General features: G+C 54.1%; 23 protein-coding genes. 15 read left to right on the plus strand and 8 right to left on the minus strand.

Annotation, left to right across the window (positions count from 1 at the left end; all coding sequences use genetic code 11):
* Positions 1 to 32: 32 nt before the first annotated feature.
* Both ACR3EJ_RS06105 and ACR3EJ_RS06110 read right to left on the minus strand, forming a co-directional pair.
* On the minus strand, positions 33 to 1,430 hold the full coding sequence (locus ACR3EJ_RS06105) for an aspartate aminotransferase family protein (protein WP_170545330.1): 1,398 nt from the start codon (positions 1,428 to 1,430) through the stop codon (positions 33 to 35).
* A 75-nt stretch (positions 1,431 to 1,505) separates the two neighbouring features.
* On the minus strand, positions 1,506 to 2,189 hold the full coding sequence (locus ACR3EJ_RS06110; protein ID WP_170545327.1) for a GntR family transcriptional regulator: 684 nt from the start codon (positions 2,187 to 2,189) through the stop codon (positions 1,506 to 1,508).
* A gap of 140 nt (positions 2,190 to 2,329) precedes the next feature.
* Here ACR3EJ_RS06110 and ACR3EJ_RS06115 point away from each other — a divergent pair, with 140 nt between their 5' ends.
* From ACR3EJ_RS06115 to ACR3EJ_RS06135, 5 genes are all read left to right on the plus strand, one after another.
* Positions 2,330 to 3,415, plus strand: coding sequence for a polyamine ABC transporter substrate-binding protein (locus tag ACR3EJ_RS06115; RefSeq protein WP_170545324.1), 1,086 nt, complete (start codon positions 2,330 to 2,332; stop codon positions 3,413 to 3,415).
* A 70-nt stretch (positions 3,416 to 3,485) separates the two neighbouring features.
* On the plus strand, positions 3,486 to 4,613 hold the full coding sequence (locus ACR3EJ_RS06120; protein WP_170545321.1) for an ABC transporter ATP-binding protein: 1,128 nt from the start codon (positions 3,486 to 3,488) through the stop codon (positions 4,611 to 4,613).
* On the plus strand, positions 4,613 to 5,503 hold the full coding sequence (locus ACR3EJ_RS06125; RefSeq protein WP_010440728.1) for an ABC transporter permease subunit: 891 nt from the start codon (positions 4,613 to 4,615) through the stop codon (positions 5,501 to 5,503). The genes ACR3EJ_RS06120 and ACR3EJ_RS06125 overlap by 1 nt, the downstream gene beginning before the upstream one ends.
* The gene (locus ACR3EJ_RS06130; protein WP_170476358.1) at positions 5,500 to 6,318 is read left to right on the plus strand and encodes an ABC transporter permease; all 819 of its coding nucleotides are present in this window, start codon (positions 5,500 to 5,502) and stop codon (positions 6,316 to 6,318) included. Before ACR3EJ_RS06125 ends, ACR3EJ_RS06130 begins: the two co-directional genes overlap by 4 nt.
* Positions 6,315 to 7,616: an NAD(P)/FAD-dependent oxidoreductase gene (locus tag ACR3EJ_RS06135; RefSeq protein WP_170545318.1), complete on the plus strand. Its 1,302-nt coding sequence runs from the start codon at positions 6,315 to 6,317 to the stop codon at positions 7,614 to 7,616. The genes ACR3EJ_RS06130 and ACR3EJ_RS06135 overlap by 4 nt, the downstream gene beginning before the upstream one ends.
* Here the strand turns inward: ACR3EJ_RS06135 and ACR3EJ_RS06140 are convergent.
* The 3 genes from ACR3EJ_RS06140 to ACR3EJ_RS06150 all read right to left on the minus strand — a co-directional run bounded on the left by ACR3EJ_RS06140 (position 7,611) and on the right by ACR3EJ_RS06150 (position 10,421).
* Positions 7,611 to 8,384: an aminoglycoside phosphotransferase family protein gene (locus tag ACR3EJ_RS06140; RefSeq protein WP_170545314.1), complete on the minus strand. Its 774-nt coding sequence runs from the start codon at positions 8,382 to 8,384 to the stop codon at positions 7,611 to 7,613. The genes ACR3EJ_RS06135 and ACR3EJ_RS06140 overlap by 6 nt on opposite strands.
* A 147-nt stretch (positions 8,385 to 8,531) precedes the next feature.
* Positions 8,532 to 9,197, minus strand: coding sequence for a flagellar hook capping FlgD N-terminal domain-containing protein (locus ACR3EJ_RS06145; protein ID WP_170545310.1), 666 nt, complete (start codon positions 9,195 to 9,197; stop codon positions 8,532 to 8,534).
* Between the two features lie 3 nt (positions 9,198 to 9,200).
* Positions 9,201 to 10,421, minus strand: a complete 1,221-nt coding sequence (locus ACR3EJ_RS06150; protein ID WP_170545308.1) for a flagellar hook-length control protein FliK — start codon at positions 10,419 to 10,421, stop codon at positions 9,201 to 9,203.
* A gap of 113 nt (positions 10,422 to 10,534) precedes the next feature.
* Between ACR3EJ_RS06150 and ACR3EJ_RS06155 the strand changes: the two genes are divergently transcribed.
* The 6 genes from ACR3EJ_RS06155 to ACR3EJ_RS06180 all read left to right on the plus strand — a co-directional run bounded on the left by ACR3EJ_RS06155 (position 10,535) and on the right by ACR3EJ_RS06180 (position 14,252).
* On the plus strand, positions 10,535 to 10,807 hold the full coding sequence (locus ACR3EJ_RS06155) for a rod-binding protein (RefSeq protein WP_010440740.1): 273 nt from the start codon (positions 10,535 to 10,537) through the stop codon (positions 10,805 to 10,807).
* Complete coding sequence (locus ACR3EJ_RS06160) at positions 10,800 to 11,147, plus strand: flagellar export chaperone FlgN (protein ID WP_170545305.1); 348 nt, start codon at positions 10,800 to 10,802, stop codon at positions 11,145 to 11,147. The genes ACR3EJ_RS06155 and ACR3EJ_RS06160 overlap by 8 nt, the downstream gene beginning before the upstream one ends.
* Before the next feature lie 210 nt (positions 11,148 to 11,357).
* A complete protein-coding gene (locus ACR3EJ_RS06165; protein WP_170545302.1) occupies positions 11,358 to 12,605 on the plus strand; it encodes a flagellin in 1,248 nt (415 codons plus the stop codon).
* Positions 12,606 to 12,682: 77 nt separating this feature from the next.
* Positions 12,683 to 13,057: a flagellar biosynthesis regulator FlaF gene (flaF, locus tag ACR3EJ_RS06170; protein ID WP_170545299.1), complete on the plus strand. Its 375-nt coding sequence runs from the start codon at positions 12,683 to 12,685 to the stop codon at positions 13,055 to 13,057.
* Positions 13,057 to 13,458, plus strand: a complete 402-nt coding sequence (gene flbT / locus ACR3EJ_RS06175; RefSeq protein WP_170545296.1) for a flagellar biosynthesis repressor FlbT — start codon at positions 13,057 to 13,059, stop codon at positions 13,456 to 13,458. Before flaF ends, flbT begins: the two co-directional genes overlap by 1 nt.
* A complete protein-coding gene (locus ACR3EJ_RS06180; protein WP_170545293.1) occupies positions 13,455 to 14,252 on the plus strand; it encodes a DUF1217 domain-containing protein in 798 nt (265 codons plus the stop codon). The genes flbT and ACR3EJ_RS06180 overlap by 4 nt, the downstream gene beginning before the upstream one ends.
* Positions 14,253 to 14,404: 152 nt before the next feature.
* On the opposite strand, the gene ACR3EJ_RS06185 is transcribed toward ACR3EJ_RS06180, so the two are convergent.
* The 3 genes from ACR3EJ_RS06185 to ACR3EJ_RS06195 all read right to left on the minus strand — a co-directional run bounded on the left by ACR3EJ_RS06185 (position 14,405) and on the right by ACR3EJ_RS06195 (position 17,015).
* Positions 14,405 to 15,964 (minus strand): DUF427 domain-containing protein, encoded by a 1,560-nt coding sequence (locus tag ACR3EJ_RS06185; protein ID WP_170476332.1) that lies wholly within the window; start codon positions 15,962 to 15,964, stop codon positions 14,405 to 14,407.
* Positions 15,965 to 16,054: 90 nt separating this feature from the next.
* Positions 16,055 to 16,756, minus strand: a complete 702-nt coding sequence (locus ACR3EJ_RS06190; protein WP_170545290.1) for a helix-turn-helix domain-containing protein — start codon at positions 16,754 to 16,756, stop codon at positions 16,055 to 16,057.
* Entirely contained in the window at positions 16,728 to 17,015 is a 288-nt protein-coding gene (locus tag ACR3EJ_RS06195) for a hypothetical protein (protein ID WP_170545287.1), read from the minus strand. The genes ACR3EJ_RS06190 and ACR3EJ_RS06195 overlap by 29 nt, the downstream gene beginning before the upstream one ends.
* A 176-nt stretch (positions 17,016 to 17,191) precedes the next feature.
* On the opposite strand from ACR3EJ_RS06195, the gene ACR3EJ_RS06200 reads away from it, so the two are divergent.
* The 4 genes from ACR3EJ_RS06200 to ACR3EJ_RS06215 all read left to right on the plus strand — a co-directional run bounded on the left by ACR3EJ_RS06200 (position 17,192) and on the right by ACR3EJ_RS06215 (position 21,136).
* Complete coding sequence (locus ACR3EJ_RS06200) at positions 17,192 to 17,671, plus strand: hypothetical protein (RefSeq protein WP_170545285.1); 480 nt, start codon at positions 17,192 to 17,194, stop codon at positions 17,669 to 17,671.
* Between the two features lie 110 nt (positions 17,672 to 17,781).
* On the plus strand, positions 17,782 to 18,399 hold the full coding sequence (locus tag ACR3EJ_RS06205; RefSeq protein WP_170545281.1) for a ribonuclease HII: 618 nt from the start codon (positions 17,782 to 17,784) through the stop codon (positions 18,397 to 18,399).
* 105 nt (positions 18,400 to 18,504) lie between these two features.
* Positions 18,505 to 19,608 (plus strand): site-specific DNA-methyltransferase, encoded by a 1,104-nt coding sequence (locus ACR3EJ_RS06210; RefSeq protein WP_170545279.1) that lies wholly within the window; start codon positions 18,505 to 18,507, stop codon positions 19,606 to 19,608.
* A gap of 139 nt (positions 19,609 to 19,747) precedes the next feature.
* On the plus strand, positions 19,748 to 21,136 hold the full coding sequence (locus ACR3EJ_RS06215) for an adenylate/guanylate cyclase domain-containing protein (protein ID WP_170545276.1): 1,389 nt from the start codon (positions 19,748 to 19,750) through the stop codon (positions 21,134 to 21,136).
* The last annotated feature ends 26 nt before the right edge of the window (positions 21,137 to 21,162 follow it).

Here is a 21,162-nt window from a genome sequence, read left to right on the forward strand (position 1 = left end):
GGCGGACCAAATGGGCCGCCCTTTGATCGTTATTAGGACGCGGATTTCATCAATCCCCTGTTGTTGATTTCTTCCAATGCTTCGTCCAGCGATTTGTTAATACGCACAAACATCTCATCGATGTCCTCAGGCGTCAGGATCAGGGGTGGCGAGATGATCATCCGGTCGCCCACGTGGCGCATGATCAGGTTGTTCGCAAAGCAGCGGTCGCGACAGATATACCCAATCGTGCCGGGTTCAGACGCAAATTTGGCGCGGCTGGATTTATCCGGTGTCAGCGCGATTGACGCCATCATTCCAACGATCTTAGCTTCGCCGACCAATGGGTGATCAACCAGTGCCTCCCATTTCTTCTTCAGATAGGGGGCCGCAACATCGCGGACATGATCCACAATTCCTTCTTCTTCCAGAATGCGCAGGTTTTCCAGCGCAACCGCAGCAGCAACGGGATGGCCGGAATATGTATAACCGTGGTTGAATTCGGTGTTGCCGATGACTTCAGCAATTTCATCATTTACGATAGACCCACCGATAGGCGCGTAGCCCGAGCTGAGGCCTTTGGCGATGGTCATGATGTGTGGTCTGATGCCGACAGTTTGTGACCCGAACCAATTCCCAGTCCGACCAAACCCGCAAATCACCTCATCTGCGATCAGCAGGATATCGTATTTGTCGCAAATACGTTGGATTTCCGGCCAGTAAGTGTCTGGCGCAACGATAACACCACCCGCACCCTGCACTGGCTCGGCAATAAAGGCTGCGACGCGGTTTTCACCAAGCTCTAGAATGGCCTCTTCCAATTCGCGTGCGCGGGCGAGGCCAAACTCTTCAGGAGCGAGGTCACCACCTTCGGTCCACCAGTTTGGTTGGTTAATGTGGTGAATATTTGGAATCGGGATGCCGCCTTGCGCATGCATTCCGGCCATACCACCCAGCGATGCGGATCCGACCGAAGAACCGTGATAGGCATTCTTGCGGCTGATGATGATATTCTTGTCCGGCTGACCTTTCTCAGCCCAATAGGTGCGAACCAGACGGATATTGGTGTCATTGGCCTCGGACCCGCCAGCGGCGAAGAACACGTTGTTCAGATCTCCGGGTGCAAGTTCAGCAAGCTTGGCGGCCAGTGCGATGGCCGGGATGTGGGTCGTTTTGAAGAACGTGTTGTAATACGGCAGTTCGCGCATTTGACGGGCGGCGGCTTCGGCCAGTTCATCGCGGCCATAGCCGATATTGACGCACCAGAGCCCGGCCATGGCATCCAGAATCTCTTCACCTTCGCTATCGGTCAGATACACGCCTTTGGCGCGGGTGATTACACGTGCGCCTTCCTCACCCAGCGATCCATTTGCCGAGAACGGGTGAATGTGATGCGCCGCATCCAGCGCCTGCAATTCGGCGGTGGGCATGTGATTGGTGATTGTGGACATCGTCGATTCTCCTGCAAGCGTGATTGCAGGATAGAATATGATCAAATTTTACACTGTCAATCGAATCGCTGCATTCTAGGTCCCGGGCAGGGCATCGCCCATCATTCCCATACCTTGCTCAATGTCCTGTGCTGTTGCCAAAGCTGCCTTTTCCGCATCCTTATTGTGCAGTGCGACGATGATATCCTTATGTCTATCGGGTAGGCTTTGGGTGCCGAATCGACCGCAAACAATCCGCAATGAAGGGCCGAATCTCAACCACAGACGTTCGGCCAGGTCGACCAGAATCGGGGCATCGGCATGCGAATACAGGGCTTGATGAAAGGCGTGGTTCAATCGCAGATATCCGCCAACATCCCCATCTGCAATCATGAGGTCGAGCCGTTGATCCAGCTTCTCCAGATGGTCAATTTCGGTCGACGAAATGTTCCTGGTGGTACGCCTTGAAAGCTCTGTTTCTATTGATATTCTTGCAAAAATCATCTGCTCGATATCATTGGCAGATAATAAGGGTACGCTGACCCGTCGGTTGCCTTGAAAGATCAGGGCGCCGTCAGAAATTAGGCGTCGTATCGCCTCGCGCACCGGGGTCATGCCTACGCCCAACGAATCAGTCAGACCCTGAATCGTTACCGGCTGTCCTGGCACAAGATCACCAAACAGGATCTGCGATTTCAGAGTGCGGTAGACCTGTTCATGCGCAGGGCGTTTTTCTTCATCATCCGGCTGTGTGCTCGCCTTATTTTTGATCAAATCCAAATGGTTTACCTCAATCCGCGCGTTTCTATCTTGTCTGAATTTACACCTGTTCCGACCATAGGTGAAACCACTGCAAAACGCAAAACTTGATCAAATCCAAAAAAAAGTGAAAATAGCCGCATAATCGCAGGGAGAAGACTATGAAACTAAAAACGCTGGGGATGACAACGATCGTCGCATTGGGGACTTCGGCCGCTTTTGCCGAAGAAGTGCGCGTCTATAACTGGTCCGACTATATTGACGAGGAGTTGCTGAGCAAATTCGAAGAAGAGACAGGCCTGACCCTGATCTATGACGTGTTTGATAGCAATGAGGTTCTGGAAACCAAAATGCTGGCCGGTGGGTCAGGTTATGATGTGGTTGTGCCTTCGGGGACGTTTTTGCAACGCCAGATTCAAGCTGGCGCGTTCCAGGAACTCGACGCAGCCAAACTATCGAATGCAGGAAACCTGTGGGATGTGATTCAGGAGCGCACCGCAGGGTATGACCCCAACAACGCTTATTCGATCAACTACATGTGGGGAACCACTGGCATCGGCTTGAATGTTGACAAGGTCAAAGAAGTTCTGGGCGACGATGTTGCGCTCAACAGCATGGATCTGGTGCTGAAGCCTGAAAACATGGAAAAGCTGGCCTCGTGCGGTGTCCATTTCCTGGATGCACCCGCCGAGATCATTCCGATGGTGCTGCAATATATCGGCGAGGACCCGGATAGCCATGACACGGACGTCATTGCGAAGACCGAAGAGGTTCTGACCGGCGTGCGTCCATATGTGCAGAAGTTCCACAGCTCGGAATACATCAATGCGCTTGCCAACGGTGATATCTGTGTGGCCGTCGGTTGGTCAGGGGACATTCTGCAAGCTCGGGATCGTGCCGATGAGGCAGAAAATGGTGTGGTCATCGAATACCATCCATTCGCGGAAGGCTCGCTGATGTGGTTTGACCAGATGGCGATACCTGTTGATGCACCAAATCCGGAAGGCGCACACAAGTTTCTGGACTTTATTCTGGATGCCAACAACATGGCTGCCGCGTCGAACTATGTTTACTACGCCAACGGTAACAAGGCTTCGCAAGAGTTCCTGGAAGAGGACGTAATCGGAGATCCGGCGATCTATCCGGATGATACGACGATGCAGAATCTCTATATCACCACGCCTTATCCGGCAAAAACCCAGCGGGTGGTCACTCGTCTCTGGACCAAGGTGAAATCAGGCACCTGATCTGATTGATGCGCAAGGCAGACAAACTGCCTTGCGCCATATTTATCCTGACCGATTACCGGGGGCCACTTTGAACACTGAAGTCTTTGCGCCGTGGGACGACCCGCAGGCGAAACCCTTGATCCAGTTCCAGAACGTCACCAAACGATTTGGCGCATTCACCGCAATCGATAACCTTTCGCTGGATATCTATGAGCGTGAGTTCTTTGCTCTGCTTGGGCCGTCGGGCTGCGGAAAGACCACGATGATGCGGATGCTGGCCGGTTTTGAAACTCCGACCGATGGCCATATCCTTCTTGGGGGTCAGGATATCGATCCGATCCCGCCCAATAAGCGGGCGGTGAACATGATGTTTCAGTCTTACGCCCTGTTCCCTCATCTGAGCATCTGGGACAATATCGCTTTTGGTCTGCGTCGGGACAGCATGCCCAAGCGCGATCTGGAAGAACGAGTTGAAGAGATGTTGCGCCTGACCCGCCTTGAGCAGTTTGCGCGCCGTAAGCCGCATCAGATCTCGGGCGGTCAACGCCAACGCGTGGCGCTGGCCCGGTCATTGGCCAAAGCGCCAAAACTGCTTTTACTCGACGAACCCTTGGGGGCGCTGGATAAGAAGCTGCGTCAAGATACCCAATTCGAGTTGATGGACATTCAGGAAAAGACCGGCACGACCTTTGTCATCGTGACTCACGACCAGGAAGAGGCGATGACCGTTGCCAGCCGAGTGGCTGTCATGGATCAAGGCAAGTTGATGCAAGTGGCGACACCCGATCGCATCTATGAGACACCGAATTCCGTCTATGTCGCTGATTTTATCGGCGACGTGAACATCATCGAAGGGCGTGCCACGGCACAAGGGGATGAAAGATATCAGATCGATTGGGCCGAGGGGCAGCCTCCGCTCACAGCCTCAACTGCCACCCAATTGTCCAACGGGCAGGGCTGCCATCTGGCGATCCGCCCCGAGAAAGTCGCCATTTCAGCCGAGCGCCCCACAGATGCGATCAATGCGATCCAGGGCAAGGTGCATGACATCGCTTATCTGGGCAACCTGTCGACCTATCATGTTGAGCTGCCAAACGGCACGATCATCAAAGCACAAACGGCGAATACCCGTCGTATCTCGCGCCGCTCGTTTACTTGGGAAGACCCGGTCTGGCTGTCCTGGACAGCGACTGCCGCAGTCTTGTTGGAAAACTGATGCGTCGCGCTGTTCTGATCGCCATTCCCTATGTCTGGCTTCTGGCGCTGTTTCTGGTGCCGTTCTTTATCGTTCTGAAAATCTCACTTTCGGACACCGCGCTGGCCATTCCACCTTACACGCCGACATTGGATTTCTCTGAGGGCTGGACAGGCATTAAGAACTTCTTCAGCCAACTTGATCTGGAAAACTTTGTCTGGCTGACCGAGGATGATCTCTATTGGAAAGCCTATCTATCCAGCGTCAAAATCGCCCTGATTTCAACTATTCTTACACTGATTGTCGGCTACCCGATCGCCTACGCGATGGCGCGTGCGCCTGAAGAATGGCGGCCCACTTTCATGATGTTGGTTATCTTGCCCTTCTGGACGTCATTCCTAATCCGGGTCTACGCGTGGATGGGCATTCTCAGCAATGAAGGTTATCTGAACCAACTGCTGCTGTGGACGGGCATTATCTCAACCCCGCTGACCATTCTTAACACCAATACGGCGGTCTATATTGGCATCGTCTACACTTATTTGCCCTTCATGATTCTGCCGATTTACTCGTCTCTAGAACGTATGGACGGGTCGCTGATCGAGGCCGCCGAAGACCTTGGGTGTTCGCGCATGCAGGCTTTCTGGTTGATCACAATCCCTCTGTCACGCCCGGGTATCATCGCGGGTTGTTTTCTTGTGATGATCCCGGTGATCGGTGAGTTCGTGATCCCGTCGCTTCTGGGTGGCTCCGGAACTTTGATGATCGGCAAGGTTCTTTGGGAAGAGTTTTTCTCGAACCGCGACTGGCCGGTCGCCAGTGCGGTGGCCGTGGTTTTGCTACTGATCCTTGTGATTCCGATCGTGCTGTTCCAGCGCAACCAGCAAAAGCAGACGGAGGCTGAACAATGAGCAGACTCAGCTGGTTCAACACGGTGTCGCTGACATTGGGGTTCGCGTTCCTGTATATCCCGATGATCATCCTGATCATTTTCAGCTTCAACGAAAGTAAGCTTGTCACGGTCTGGGCCGGGTTTTCGACCAAATGGTACGGAGAGCTGGTTCAGAACGAGGCGTTCCTTGACGCGGCATGGGTTACACTGCGCGTCGCTGTGTTCTCGTCGACTTTGGCGACGATCCTTGGCACGGCAGCGGCATATGTTTTGGTGCGTGGCGGGCGGTTTTTTGGACGAACGCTATTTTCGGGGATGATCTACGCCCCTCTGGTGATGCCAGAGGTGATAACGGGCCTGTCTCTGCTGCTGTTGTTCATCGGGATCGGGTTGGATCGGGGGATCCTGACCATCGTTCTGGCTCATACGACATTTTCCATGTGCTTCGTTTCGGTTGTCGTCTCTTCCCGCCTTGTTACATTTGATCGGTCGCTGGAAGAGGCCGCGCTGGATTTGGGGTGTTCGCCGGCGCAGGCTTTTCGTCTAGTGACGTTGCCGATCATTGCGCCCGCCGTTGTTTCCGGCTGGTTGTTGGCGTTTACCTTATCGCTTGATGATCTGGTCATTGCGTCCTTCACCTCTGGACCATCCGCCACGACACTTCCCATCAAGATTTTCTCGGCTGTGCGTCTGGGTGTCAGTCCAGAAATCAACGCGTTGTCGACGCTTATGATCGCTGTGGTAACGTTGGGTGTCATCACCGCATCATTGGTGACCAAACGCGCGATGATGCGGCAAAAGCAGGATGAACAAGCCGCGGCGCGCACCGAATGAAGCGAATCTTTTCGGATTACGCCTACAGTGCGGCCCCTCGTTCAGGATGCTGGTGGGACGAGACGATTGAGGCACCTGATTGGCCTAAGCACCAAGGAGAGCGGAAAGTCGATGTTGCCATTATTGGTGGCGGTTTCACGGGCATTTCTGCAGCGCTGCATTTAGCGAAAAAGGGCGTATCGGTTGCTGTGTTCGAGGCGAACGCTCCGGGCTGGGGCGCGTCAGGGCGAAACGGAGGATTCTGCTGTCTGGGTGGTTCGAAGCTCAGTGAAGCCACTCTCAGACGTCGTTACGGTGCAATTGAGGCAGCAGCATATTTTCAGGCTGAAAAAGACGCAGTGTCGTTGGTTGCCGATCTTCTGGCGCGTCATGAAATCGATGCGGACAGGCACTCGCGGGGTGAAACTCAACTGGCCCATTCCAAGCGAGCGATGGCACGACTACGTCAAAGCGTCGCCTCAGAAGGCCAGCTGCATGAGCAGCATGAACTGGCAGATTTAGGATTGGGAGGCGCGTTTTTTGGCGGATACACAACGCCTATAGGTTTTGGTTTGAACCCTCGTAAGTACCTTTTTGGTTTGGCCAACGCAGCGCAGACTGAGGGTGCAAAGTTGTACCAACACAGCCCGATTCAGAAGATATGCAAAATCGCGCAAGGCTTTGATCTGCATACCCCCACCGGTCATGTTCGGGCTTCGAACGTGCTAACCTGCACAAATGGGTATTCCAGCGAGGATTTACCCCAATGGATGGCTGCGCGCTACATGCCGACGCAATCGACGGCTTTTGTCACACGCGTTCTGTCCCAAGACGAATTACAGGCTCAAGGCTGGACTTCGGATCAGATCGCATATGACACGCGCAACCTGCTGCATTATTTCCGGTTGATGCCCGATAGGCGGTTTCTGTTCGGAATGCGTGGGGGATTGATGTCGTCACCCCGTGCCGAAACGCGCATTCGGCAAAAGGCGTTGCAGGATTTCAGACGCTTATTTCCTGCGTGGGCCTCGATTGACGTTACGCATATCTGGTCCGGTATGGTCTGCCTGTCCCGCGCCCTCGTGCCCTTTGCGGGTCCGGTTCCGGATCAAGCCGGGTTGTTTGCGGGCTTTGCATATCACGGCAACGGCGTCGCTATGGGGACATATTGCGGGCGCGCTCTCGCCCGGATGGTCCTCGGGCAACCAAGCGAGCTTCCTTTGCCGATCAAGCAACCGCCGGCCCGTTTTCCATTGGGAAGATGGCGTCGTGCCTTGATGCCGCCAGCCTACGCATTGCTTGGGCTTGCAGATCTATAAGGCTTGGATTTCCAATTCAAAGGCCCGAACATATTCAGGTGATCCGTTTTCGACCCGCCAAAGACAATAGGCCGCCATTCGCCAGCCATACCAAGAGCGCAGAGATAAGTATCGCGCAGTAACTTGGTGCCGATCATAGGCGGATAGAAAGCTCGTTACCTCCGCCTCCGACAGAGGTGCACCGCGATAAAGCTGTTGCATCGCGGGCGATAAAAATATCGCTAAGTCTTCACATGGGTCACCCAAGGCCGGGCATTGCCAGTCGATGAGTGTCAGCCCGGCAGATGATTGCAGAATGTTGCCCGCCACCGGGTCACCATGGATCAGACATCGCTCGGCAAGAGGTGGTATTTGCCCCCGCGGCTTCAACGCGATCAGCTGCTGCGTCTCAGCGTTCTGGCAACTGCGCAAGATTTGCTCAGCATGGCATCTCAGATCCTCGCTGCCATTGCAGCCAGCGGGAAGATCCAGATTTATCGAAAGACTGTGTAGTCGCCTTAGCAGAACAGCGACGTTTTCGACGCCTTCGCGCCATGGAATGCCTGGTGCATGATCGTAGTAAACCCAGTTCGCCTTCTCGAAAGACCCGGTTGCCCGAAGCTTGGGCACAAATCCGGTGCTGTTGAGTGTGCGCAAGCAGTTCGCCTCAAGTTTAGCGTCGTTGCGAAACAGCGGGTTCTGAAACGGTGCGCGATACAGCTTGAGGACCGCGTCGCTGTGATCCGACAGTACCTTCCAGACCTGATTTGTACGCCCACCGTACAGCACCTGAAATTGGGCTTGAACGTCAATCAGCCCTTGAGAATTTAGCTGGGCAACCAGCTTTGGCGGAGGTGGGATTTGGTCAGACAGGGAAGTTACCAGATTGAGCAGCGAGTCGATTTTGCCAAGCTTTGACCTGCGCCGCCCAACAGATCAAGCACCTGTTCGGATTTGAGTAACCTCATTCGCAGATACTTCTGCCCCGCTTTCAAGTGTTAACATGACCGCGCCTTCACCAACCTTGGCCTCAACAACACGGCCAAAAGCTGCGGTGGGGGTTTCGGCCAGCAATTTGTCTCCCTTATAACTCGCGAGAGACGCAGAGTAACTCCCTGCCAGAAACGTAGTGCCGGTACTGTCAACACCGTGCCATTCGAATTCGGTTTCATTGACGGGTACGGTAATTCGGTCGACCACGTCGCCCTGCGTGTTGCGGATGATCAGTTCAGCTCTGGTTGCATCAGGAGCTGCACTGGCAAAGAGCGTAACGGGCTGATTTTCAAACTGAAATGGTGCGGCAACTTGAACATCCATACCAACCCAACTAGAAAGCTGGTTCAGATTGACCGATCCCAACGTCAAAGCCAGACCAGATAAAAGTTCATTTGCCTTGACCTGTTGCTCGACCATCGAAAACTGCGCGAGCTGCGAGGTATATTCTGATGAGTCCAATGGTTCCAGCGGATCCTGGTTTCGTGCCTGTACCGTCAGCATGCGCAGGAATGTCTCGAAATCCGACGTCAGAGCAGAACGTTGCGCGTTGCTGGGTACACCTGAGGTGGCAATTGGGTTTGCGGTTGAACTCGACGGGGTGATCATCGCTCAAAGCCTCACATCAAGGCCACCACGCGGGCCGGTTTGAACTATTGGTGCATTATGAGTCTCATCAACAGCGACCTCCGATGTGTCAGAGTACTGCTGCGCCTCGGGATCTTTTTCTTGCTCTGCTGTGTTACCGGACAGGCCCAGATCAAGTGACATACCTTGGTATCCAAGTTTCTCGAATTCAGCGGATAATAGCGTGATGTGCCGCCGCATCAAATCAAGCGTTTCTGGCCGTTCCGTCATGATCATCAGATGCAACCCGTCTTCACCGTTGGTTAATGTGATCGAGACGCGGCCCAGTTCCTCGGGGTTGAGGGCAATGTCTACGCCCTGAGCGCCGGGCCTTGCTGAGATGACGGCTGCCAGTTGGCCCGCAATGGCGCGGGCATATTCGGCGCGATGGGGTATAAATGGTGTTATGCCCATGGTTTCCCGCTGCGTTGGCACAGTTGTGGCTTCCTTTAGTGTCGGAATATCGAGAATCTCGTGGTCTGTTGCAGGTTCGCGGATTGTGTCCACAGGAGCTATATTTGTGGCTTGGGCCGATATCAGCGCATTTGTGGCGCTAGCTGTTTGATGCTGCGAGACTACTTTAAATACCGACGCGATCGGTGTGTCTAAATCCGGGCGGATGCCGACTTCGGTCGAATTTCGAGACTGAAACGGGCGTGCATTCGAATCCGGGCTGATCCCGGACCGACCTAGCGTCCGTGTGAGCACCCGTTTTTTAACTTTATCGGATTTTTGTTCCGGCGCTGGCGGGATTTCGGACGCTGCAGGGGTGGTCGAACTTATTGTTGTCGACCTATTTGTCTGATCGGTTGGTGAAGTGGATATGTTCTGATTAGACACCGGATCTACAGCGGGCGAGGGTACTGCTATTTCCGACTGTCTTGGCGCTTGCAGTTCGCTGTCCGCAAGCGTCAACAGTTGCGGAAACGCAGCCTCGGGATTTGGCAACTCCTCATCACCGTTTTGGGATAGTGGTTCCTCAGTAGTTCTAACAGAGGCGTTGATTTCGACATCCGGCTGTTTTTCTGCTGCGACTTTCTGTTTTGAAATTGTTGGTAAGCTCTCAGGATCGTTCAACTCGGCCTCTTCGTTCATGACGTCTTCAAAGGCCTGAGCTCCCTTGTTCTCTCGCGCTCCCCCGTGCTGGGCATCGGATTTGCCTCCTGTTGTGGTTGAGGCCGTCAAAACGGTCAGCGGGTTGGACATTTCTTGCTCCGGCTGTGTTTGTCTGACCCGGACTCTGACCTCAGGAAGTTACAATTATTTTAACTGCTTTCCTCTTTGATCATGAAAGTTCGAAGCAATTTAAGGAGAATCCAATGTCGATATCAGCGATTGGAGCAACGACGCCGGCCGCCCAAGCTTCAGATAAGCTTAGAGCTGCCTCAATCGAGCTTGAGGCGACCTTTCTCGCCGAGATGTTGAAATCCGCGGGCCTTGGTCAGGCGCGGCAATCGTTCGGAGGAGGCGCAGGTGAAGATCAGTTTTCTTCGTTTCTAATTCAGCAGCAGGCCCAGCAGATGGCCCGCGCTGGTGGAATTGGCCTGTCAGAGGTTCTCTTTAATGCAATGATGGAGAAGGCCGATGGGTGAAAATCCGATAAAGGCGTTGGAGGATCTGCTGGATCAGGAGCGTAAGGCATTGATAGGCGGCGATCTTGACGACCTGAACCGATTGGCACCTGAAAAGGAAGACCTGATTGATGCTCTCAACGGCCTGAAAGTCATTGATAGCGACGACCTTGTTCGTGTTCAGATGAAAGTTGCGCGTAATCAGGCACTATTGACCAGTGCAGCCGAGGGCATCCGCGCCGTTGCTGAACGCATGTCGGAACTGCGTCGCGTGCGTCAGGAGTTCAGTACTTATGACGCGGCGGGTCAGCGGAATGGGTATTCGGTGCGCTTGCAGGCAAAGCTGGAGAAGCGTGCATAAGGCTGGGTTTGATTCAAATCCAAAGCTTTGGATTTATTCGTCTTAGCACTCCGTTAGGGGATCAGGGTCAAAGTTGGGATTGCACCTGGAACAGCAGGTGGCGCGAAGGCCACAGGGCGCGACGCAAAGGTCAGAACGACGGAATGCCCGCCGGTTCGGTGGGTCCAACATGGGCGTCGAAGGCGCTCGAACGCAAAGAAGATGACAAATATGTCCAGCATTCTGACGAACAATGGCGCAATGGTTGCGCTGCAAACTCTCAAATCCGTAAACAAGAACCTGGCGATGACGCAGAACGCGATTTCGACCGGTAAAGATGTGGCGACGGCCAAGGACAACTCTGCCGTCTGGGCTATTTCCAAAGTGATGGAATCGGACGTTAAGGGTTTCAACGCCATCAAAGACAGCCTGGCGCTGGGTGAATCCACAGTGGCAGTTGCACGGAACGCTTCGGAAACGGTTACAGATCTGCTGAACCAGATGAAAGGCAAGATTGTTGCGGCACAGGAAGACAATGTCGACCGCGGCAAGATCAATGACGATGTGACGGCATTGCGGGACCAGATCGCATCGGTCGTAGGCGCGGCGCAATTCAATGGTCTAAACCTAGTCGATGGGTCGGCAGGTACAGCATCCATTCTTGCGTCGCTGGACCGTGATAGCGCTGGAAACGTAAATGCATCATCAATTTCGGTCGCGAGCCAGGATTTGTCGACCGGCGGCTATGCGTCGAAGGGGGTTCTGGCGGGGTCGGATAACGTAACCACCGACAATGATGCAGCCGGGTTCACAATGGATAAGTCCGGTGGTTCGGGTGATATCGTTATCGACAGCTCGACTGACAACTTTGCTGCTGGTGACCAGGTGTCGATTACCATCGGTGACAAAGTTGCTTCCTATACGGTTCAAGCTGGAGATCTGGACCCGTCGGGCACCTACGACTCAGCTTATACTGATGCGATTGTCGCAGTTGGGTTGAAGAACCAGATTGATGCCTTGGGTATTACCGGTGTGGCTATCGACTATGACTCCAGCGCGGCGGGTACGCTCTCATTCGTTACCGGGACTGCGACAGCGGGTGCTGACGCAGATCGCGATGTGACCGTTTCGGCGCAATTCACCAATGCCGGAGCAGGCGGTTTAGGTGCGTTGTCGTCGATTGACGTATCGACCGATGCAGGTGCCGCGGCAGCATTAGGAACCATCGAGACACTGATCAACACCGCGATTGATGCATCGGCCGCATTTGGTTCGTCGCAGGGCCGGATTGAAACCCAGAAAGAGTTCATCTCGAACCTGGCGGACTCGTTCAAATCCGGTATTGGCTCATTGGTCGACGCCGACATGGAAGAGACGTCGGCCCGGTTGCAGGCTCTGCAGGTACAACAACAGCTGGCGACGCAGTCTCTTTCTATTGCGAACCAGGCTCCGCAGTCCATCCTGTCGCTGTTCCGCTAATTCAGGAACTCAGCCGGGGCGCGCGCGCCGTGCTCCGGCCTTAACTGCCCGCTGATGGATAATCGGAAGGATTTCAAGTGACTCCGCAAACGCTCGCCCAACGCGCTTATGCGCAATCTGCTGCACCGACGCGAACGCCCCGGGATACGGAATATGAGGCGATATCCAAAATCACACATCGCCTAAAGTCTGCGTCGGCACGCATGGAAACGGATTTTACCGCCTTCGTCCAGGCATTGCATGAAAACCGCCGGTTATGGAGCGTGTTGGCGACCGATGTTGCGGATGCTGATAATGCACTGCCGAACAATCTGCGGGCTCGAATATTTTATCTCGCTGAATTCACGGAACAACACAGCAGTCAGGTGTTGGGAAATAAAGCGACAGTAGAGCCGCTGCTTGAAATCAACATGGCAGTCTTGCGAGGACTGCGTCAAATGAGGGGGAATTGATGGGCGGTCTGGTGCTAAAGCTTGCTCCAAAAGAGCGGGTTCTGATCAACGGCGTCGTCATTGAAAATGGTGACCGCCGCAGCAGATTTTCCATCATGACACCGCAAGCCAAAGTTCTGCGTCTGCGCGATGCAATTCACCCTGAAGAGGTGAACACCCCAGTGCGTCGTGTCTGCTATGCGGCACAGCTTGTGCTGTCTGGTGACACTGAACCCGATCAAGCGCGTCAGCAGTTGCTGCGACGCGTAGAGGAGTTAAGCCAGGTCTTTACAGATACCGATAGCCGCCGAGTGTTAGCCGATGCCACAGAAGCGTTGGTGGCCGAGCAATACTATAAGTGCCTAAAAGCGTTGCGCTCTCTATTACCACGAGAAGAGCGTTTGATGGCGTATGAGCAATGACCTTTCAACCGGTCGTACCCACTGGTGGAATTGTGGGCTGGCGATTTCTTCAGCGGACGTATGACGCGCAACTGCAAAGTTTTTCGAACTCGTCGATTAATGAGCGCGAGACAGCGTATTTTCTGAAAAACATAGGAAATGTTCGCTCGGCTGAAGATCTGGTTGCTGATCGTCGCTTGCTACAGATCGCCTTGGGCGCTTTTGGCCTCGAAGATGATCTGAGCAATCGGTTTTTCATTCAAAAGATCTTGTCGGACGGTACTCAGGCGGAGGATGCGCTGGCGAATAGGTTGGCTGACAACCGATATCGTGACTTTGCAAAAGCTTTTGGATTGGGGCCGGGTGAGATTCCCAAGACGGGTTTGGTCAGCGCGATGGAGAAGATCGCCGAAGATAATCTGACCGCTCGGTTCGAAATATCGGTTGGTGATTCCGATGAAACGATGCGTATCGCATTATTCACGCAGCACGCCTTGCGCGAGATAGCTCAACAAGGTGGAAGTGAGAACAGAAAATGGTTCGACCTTATGGGATTGCCACCGTTGCGCAATATGATGGAAACGGCATTAGGCCTGCCCAGATCATTTGCACAGCTGGATTTAGATAAACAACTTGAAGTCTTTAAGGATCGGTTGCATCGCGCCACCGGATCCTCGGATCTGGCGCAATTTAAGGACATAGAAGCCATCGAAAAATTGACAGATACCTATCTGACCCGCAGCCAGATCGCGCAAATCCAGAGTGTAACTTCACCTGCACAAACGGCTTTGATCCTGCTGGGTGGCGGGTTTTGATACTAAATTCCTGATCTCGGACGGAGTTCGATCTGGGTCAGAAATCGCTAAAGCTCTAAAGCGTGAATTCGAGTGTGTTAAAGACCAGGCTTCAGCAACTAGGTGTTCAGATCTTTCGACGCGTCGTGTCCGCTGACAATATAAGTATCCGGTTAGATATCTGCAGAAGCTTGCAGTGCAAAAGAACTAATCGGTTGCGAAACGTTGTGCAGCTTGATCTCTCCCAACGGGATGGCCTGTTTGCAGGCGGGCTCGATATCGTGGGATACAACGATTCTGTGGCCAGCTGTTTTGCCATATTCCCCTAGTCTGGCGGCGATATTGGCCGCTTGTCCGATCACCGTAAAATCCAGCCGTTCTTGTGAGCCGACATTGCCGTAAGTGACACGACCATAGGCGACGCCTATTGAGCAGTCGCAATGATAGTCATTTTCGCCGTTGCGCAGCTCAGCCAGTTTCTCGACGATCTCAATCGCGGAGAGCTGCGCGTTGGTCCGGGCATTAGCGGCGTCGTCACCCGCCGGGAAAACAGCCAGTACCGCGTCGCCGATGAATTTCAACACTTCTCCATCATGATCGTGCACGATCCCCGATACTGTTTCGAAGAACGCGTTCAGCAAATCGATGTATTCATCGCGGCCCAACGTCTCTTCGAGCGCGGTTGAGTTGCGCAGATCACAGAACATTATGGCCGCATCGATATCATCACCATCACCTCGGCGGATTTCACCGCCCAAAACCCGAGCGCCCGAGCGTTTGCCAACATAGGTTTCAAGCAAAACCTGGGCGTTTTCGCGCTGCATGAAGACCTCGTAGAAGCGCGCGATTACTGAAGAGCACTCAAAAACCAGGCCAAGGTTTTCTGTTGTGAATCCATCTGGGTGATCACTGGTCAGGGTCAGGACGTTTATTCGCCCATCTGAAAAGGGTAGTGGCATGGCAACATAGTCTGTTGCCCCTTTCGCGCGCAGATCTTCGATGATCGGAAAGCTATTGTGTGGATTGTCGTTGTTCAGGCGTTGGCGCACGCCGCCCAGGCCATTTGAGACGTGGCGCAGGGGGCTGTTGGTAAAGGCAGGGTGATCGTGGATCTCGTAGGTCGGGGTGTGGGTCGAAATCTCGGCTGTGTCCTTTTCCCAGATGTAGTGTTTGCCTGCGATCAACGGGTGCAGCGACCAGACCAGGATGCTAAGGCGTTGTATTGCGATGCCGTGTTCCAGCATTTTCTCGGCCAGTGCTTTGGTGAAAGCATCAGGTGTTTCGATATCCGACGCTCCGCGCATTAACCAGTCGATCAAAGGCCCGCTGATATTGCCGTCATCGGGTTGCCGAAGTTGGTTTTCTCCAAGGTCGATCCGCGTCGCCGTGTTGGGCATAAAGCCGATATGTCCTTGAATGGCTGCGCTTTCGGGAAAGGCATCTTCATAGGCCCAGATCGAGTTTCTCAGGTGCTCTTCCGGCAGGCTGATGTCGTGATAGGTTGCGGTACCCTTGAAGGGGCAGAATGTTTGCAACTCAGTCTCGGGGCTGAGTTCCACGCACAGATCTTCACGCGGGATGTAAACTGCAGGGGGCAGCCGCGTTTCATACATAACCTTGGCATTATGGCTTTCGGCTAGCAGGATATCACCACGGTAGATCGCAATCCGCCCTTTTAACGGTTCAACCGAAATACCATAGCCTTTGACATTTGGTGTGGCATGGACGTTCATCTGCAACCTCCCCTGGCCAAGCCCTTATATGATGGGCCTTCAGGGTGACGATTCCAAGATGTGTACACAGATTTTCCCGCGGTGAAGCAGTCAGACCATCTGAATAACGTCTTTTTCGATCGACAACATGTAGCCTTTTTTTGCGATGTTTTTCACCAGCAATTCACTGACCATCTGATTGCCGAGTGCGTCCCTTAGGCGTTTGATGCGGGTGGCACCAGCGGCTTCTTCGCAATCGATCACGTTCCGCCCTGAAATCATGGCTTCGATCTGCGCACCGGACAGAACTTCGTCATCCAGCCGGGATTCGGCTAGTACCGATAGGGTTTCCATTGCTGCGGGAGTCAGCCTGAAATCCATGTTGTTGAGGTAAACCGTGTTTTCCTCGCGGCTGATCAGCAGCGAGGTCACCTGAATCCCGGTCCGCTCAATCTGCGCCATGCGGCGATTCAGCAGGACTAGCATCACCAGAAACACCAACGCGGTAATCAGCATGGCGCTGGCAAAGACCAGCAGCACGAAGATGACCATGCGATAGCTGGACAGCGTATCAGCGAATGCTGTGCCGGATTGGGCCAATATTTCCAGCAGGCGGATTTCGGATTGTGAGGTCAGGTCAGACTCGACAAACAACCGCTCGACGCGCGCGTTGAAAGCGTTCGCATCCGGTAGCGTCCAGAACAGGAAAACCGCTGCAGTCACCAGGATCGCGACGATCGCCGCTATCCCCAGACCAACCAACCGAACCCCCGAGCGACGCGCTTCAGTAACGGAGATAGAATTTTCCGGCATTGGCCTTCCTTTGATCCAATCCATTCGCCTCAAAAACGGTCATCACGTTCAACAGGGTCCAGCCGTTCGATTTCAGCCGCTTTGCGACTTCGTTCCGGGCCGAGCCCTTATCGCAGCTTGAGACCAGCATGACGCCATAGTGCAGACGCAAGGGATTGTCCTGCTTTGCTTTGTAGTCGGCATAGCAATCTGCCGCGACGGCCTGCGACCCAACCGATATCAGGGCCGTCAGAGCCAGAGAAGATAGGATCTGTTTCATGGGCTGCATCCTGCGCATGGGTTGGACGGATATTCAATAACCTCAGGGGTTTTGAGGTGCTGATATTGGATAACAGATTGCCGTTATTGCTTGTCTGAAGGGGGAGGTCGCAATGTCGGGTCATCAGTTTTGCGGTCGTTAACAGGCCTGCCCCATTATCCGAAAGGACACGTATCATGCACCGGAAGTTCATTGCTCTGATCATCGCAACCGCCGTCGCCATCACCGGGATCTCAGCGTCACAGGCAAGCGCGGCGGATACCCGAGATATTCTCGGCGGATTGGCTGCAATCGCGATCATAGGTGCTGCGGTCAACCACTATCATCAAGAGAAAAAGCGCGACGAAGAGGCAGAACGCCGCAAGCGTCATAAGAAGGCGGAAGCCAAGGTGAAGAAGGCCAAGAAAAAACATGCTGTACGCCCGTTGCCAAAGCGGGTGGCCCGTTATGATCTGCCGCAGCGCTGCCTGCGCACGTTCAATGCCTATTCGAGCAATCGTCCCTTGCTTGGGCCGAACTGCCTTAAGAAGCACTATAAACATGCCGATAGCCTGCCACACCAATGCAAGGTTGGTTTCTGGAATGGTAAAAGGGTAAAACGGGCATACGAACCCGCCTGCCTGCGCCAGAAAGGATACCGCGTCGTTTACCAGTAACCGGTTTCGAGCAGGAGTGGCGCCACAGAAGCGCCACGCGGGAGAGGGTGGCGCAAGCTGCCCTCTTCTTTTTTCTTGCGCCCGGCAAGGAAACGCGGTTTGCCAATTGTATGAGGACACCTGATTTCGAACTCGAACGGGCTTTGCTGGCGCGCGGATACACCCGAATTGCCGGGGTGGATGAGGTTGGGCGTGGTCCATTGGCCGGGCCGGTTGTTGCGGCAGCGGTGGTATTGAATCCGCAGGATATTCCGGACGGGTTGAACGATTCAAAAAAACTGACGGCCAAACGTCGCGTTGGTTTGGATGAGACATTGCGCAATCGGGCAGAGGTCGCGGTGGCCGAAGCCACAGTTGCCGAGATAGATGAGCACAACATCCTACGCGCCTCTCATCTAGCGATGGTGCGTGCGGTCGCGGCGCTCGACCCGGCACCGGATTTTCTGCTGATCGATGGGAATATGATTCCGCGCGGGATGAAACTACCCTCGCAAGCCGTGGTGAAGGGTGACGCTCGATCGATGTCGATTGCGGCAGCGTCGATCATAGCGAAAATCTGGCGTGATCAATTGATGGTGGATTTGGCGCAACAGCATCCCGGCTACGGGTGGGAGGCAAATGCCGGATATCCGACAAAACAGCACCGCGAGGCGCTGCGAAATCTCGGGGTGACCCCACACCATAGACGTTCGTTCAAACCGGTCCACAATATCTTGTATCAAGAGTAAATCTTAAGTTGCTGATTCAAAAAAGAAATTGACGGCGAATCATCTTTGACTCATCCTTGTCTCAACCAAATGAGCGCAAAAGCGCCGTGGAACTGAGGCAGTGATATGACCACAATCAAGACGAAGGGCGCAACCGCGCTCCCTTTAAACACGATTCTATCCGGGGACTGCATCGAGGTGATGAACAGTCTGCCCGAGGCGTCGGTTGATCTGATTTTTGCGGACCCCCCGTATAATCTGCAGTTGAAAGGCCAGTTGCACCGGCCAGACAACTCTCAGGTCGATGCGGTCGATGATCACTGGGATCAATTCTCAAGCTTTGGCGCCTATGACCAGTTCACGCGTGAATGGCTGAAAGCGGCGCATCGTTTGCTGAAACCCAATGGCGCGATCTGGGTGATTGGGTCTTACCACAATATTTTCCGCGTGGGTTCCGCCCTGCAGGATGCGGGCTATTGGATTCTGAATGATGTGGTTTGGCGAAAATCGAACCCGATGCCGAATTTCCGCGGCAAGCGCTTCACCAATGCGCATGAGACGATGATCTGGGCCTCCAAACGTGAGGGTGCGAAATACACGTTTAACTACGAAGCGCTGAAAGCGCTGAATGAAGGCGTACAGATGCGCAGCGATTGGGTGCTGCCGATCTGCACCGGGCACGAGCGCTTGAAGGATGAAAATGGCGACAAGGCGCACCCGACACAGAAGCCAGAATCACTGCTGCATCGTGTTTTGATTGGTTCGACCAATCCGGGTGACGTTGTGCTCGACCCCTTCTTTGGTACTGGCACCACGGGTGCTGTCGCGAAAATGCTTGGGCGAGAGTTCATCGGTATCGAACGCGAAGAAAGCTATCGCAAGGTGGCTGAAAAGCGCATCGCCAAGGTCCGTAAATTCGACCGCGAGGCGCTGGAAGTCAGCGCCAGCAAACGCGCCGAGCCACGCGTGCCATTTGGCCAATTGGTCGAACGCGGCATGCTGCGTCCGGGTGAGGAGCTTTATTCCATGAACCAGCGCCACAAGGCTAAGGTACGCGCGGATGGGACGTTGGTAGGCGACAACGTCAAGGGCTCGATCCATCAAGTGGGGGCGCATCTTGAAAACGCGCCGTCCTGCAATGGCTGGACTTACTGGTGCTTCAAACGCGATGGCAAGACTGTGCCAATTGATGTGCTGCGTCAGCAGATCCGATCAGAGATGCATAGCTGATTTACTCAATACCGCCGGTGCCTGTGGCCTGACACAAGGCACTAAGCCTTGCCCCGCCGTTTAGGCGGGGTCTTTTGTTTTCCTCTATAGGATGTTTGCATAGGGCAGCCCCTGACAGCGCATATGGGAGACCGATGCAATGACCGAGACAACCGCCAGTCAATCTCGTCTGAGCAGACTGTTCTTCACGCAGCCGGACAATTATGACCTAGACAACAAGTACACCGAAGCCGCGCTGGAACGAAATAAGCGTGAGGGTTTGGAGCTTGCAGTTCGGGCGCGTTGGATCGCAATGGCCTTTACAGCACTATTGCTGATTTACCTGAACCCCCACTGGGAGGTTCTCTGGTACCATTTCATTCTTTTGCTGATCTGCGCCAATGGTTGGCTGATCCGACGTGCGGGGCGCGTTGGTCAATCCCGAACAGAGCTATTTTTGATCTTCATTGATCTGCTGATCATGACACTGGGTATGATCGTTCCTAACCCATTCAGCGACGACGTGCGGCCGCTGGCAATGCAGTATCGGTTCGACAACTTCCAGTATTTCTTCATCATTCTGGCTGCAGGAACTCTTGCCTATTCCTGGCGTACCGTCATCGCGATTGGAACTTGGACGGCGTTCATGTGGACAGCAGGTTGGGTGATCGCATGGTGGGTCTCCACGCCGATTCCGGGGATCAGCGAGCGCGTATCCGAGGCCTTGGCAGGTTATCCAGACGTCGCAGAATTCATGGATCCCAACAGTTTCATGCCGACGCTTCGTATTCAGCAGGTGATCGTTTTTGTCATGGTTGCAGTGACGCTTGGTGTTTCGATGCGGCGCCTTAATCGCTTGTTGATGTCGAATGCCGGGCTTGAACGTGAGCGCGCGAACTTGTCGCGCTATTTCTCTCCGAATGTGGTTGATGAGCTCAGCCAGAACGATGAGCCTTTGAAGCAGGTCCGCAAAGAAGACATTGCGGTTCTTTTCATCGACATCGTTGGGTTCACCAAATTTTCTGCGGGGCGCGATCCGTATGAGGTTATCGAGGTCTTGCGCGGGTTCCATGCGCGGATGGAGACAGAGGTGTTTCGCCATCATGGAACGCTCGACAAGTATCTTGGAGACGGATTGATGGCTACGTTTGGCACACCGCTGCCGGGTGAATTGGATGCGAGCAATGCATTGGCTTGTGCCCGGTCGATGGTCGATATGATCGACCGCTGGAATATTGATCGCAAACGCGCCGGCGAGGCAGAGATTCAGATCGGAGTAGGGGTTCACTTTGGCTCAGTTGTCCTGGGTGATATCGGAGCGAACCGGCTGGAGTTCGCCGTGATAGGCGATGCGGTAAATGTTGCTGCAAAGCTTGAGGCCATGACGCGCGAATGCGCTGCCCGCATAATTGTCAGCGATGCATTGCGCACCCAAGCGTTGCAAGAAACACCGAACTCAGAAGACTTGATGGCAGGATTTGAACAGCGGCCGGATCAGACGGTGCGCGGTGTCGCCGCCCCGATGGATTTTTGGGTGCTCCAAAAATAGGGGCTCCCGCCTGTCAGAACCGCATC

The organism is Ruegeria sp. AB11, from assembly GCF_056536325.1.